The following is a 1,149-nucleotide window of genomic DNA, read 5'->3' on the forward strand; positions in this document are numbered from 1 at the left end:
GGCACGATTGGCCACGTGGACCATGGGGCACGATTGGCCACGTGGACCATGGCAAGACGACGCTGACGGCGGCGATCACGACCGTTCTGGCATCCAAGTTCGGCGGCGAAGCCAAGGGCTACGACCAAATTGACGCGGCGCCCGAAGAAAAAGCACGCGGCATCACCATCAATACCGCCCACGTCGAGTACGAAACGGCCAACCGCCACTACGCCCACGTCGACTGCCCAGGCCACGCCGACTATGTGAAGAACATGATCACCGGCGCTGCCCAGATGGACGGCGCCATTTTGGTGTGTTCGGCTGCTGACGGCCCCATGCCCCAGACCCGCGAGCACATCCTGCTGGCCCGCCAGGTGGGCGTGCCTTACATCATCGTGTTCCTGAACAAGTGCGACATGGTTGACGACGCCGAACTGCTCGAGCTCGTCGAAATGGAAGTGCGCGAGTTGCTCGACAAATACGACTTCCCCGGCGACAAGACCCCCATCATCCACGGCAGCGCCAAGCTCGCCATGGAAGGCGACAAGGGTCCCCTGGGCGAAGAAGCCATCATGAAGCTGGCCGAAGCGCTGGACACCTACATTCCCCTGCCAGAGCGCGCTGTTGACGGCGCCTTCCTGATGCCCGTGGAAGACGTGTTCTCCATCTCCGGCCGCGGCACCGTCGTGACCGGCCGTGTCGAGCGCGGTGTGATCAAGGTCGGCGAAGAAATCGAAATCGTCGGTATTGCCGACACGCAAAAGACCACCTGCACCGGCGTTGAAATGTTCCGCAAGCTGCTGGATCAAGGACAGGCCGGCGACAACGTCGGTATCCTCTTGCGCGGCACCAAGCGCGAAGACGTGCAGCGCGGCCAGGTGCTGTGCAAGCCCGGCTCCATCAAGCCGCACACGCACTTCACCGGCGAGATCTACGTTCTCTCCAAGGACGAAGGCGGCCGCCACACGCCATTCTTCAACAACTACCGCCCCCAGTTCTACTTCCGCACGACGGACGTGACCGGTGCGATCGAGTTGCCAGAAGGCAAGGAAATGGTCATGCCAGGCGATAACGTGTCGATCACCGTCAAGCTGATCAACCCGATCGCCATGGAAGAAGGCCTGCGCTTTGCCATCCGCGAAGGCGGCAAGACCGTCGGCGCCGGCG

At 62.3% G+C, this 1,149-nt stretch carries 1 protein-coding gene; it reads left to right on the forward strand.

The window, feature by feature from the left end; all coding sequences use genetic code 11:
• Positions 1-32: 32 nt before the first annotated feature.
• The coding region (gene tuf / locus AC1DYR_RS22265) for an elongation factor Tu (protein ID WP_477706992.1) at positions 33-1,149 on the forward strand (1,117 nt) is incomplete at its 3' end.

It is taken from the genome of Polaromonas sp. P1_F9 (assembly GCF_056405615.1).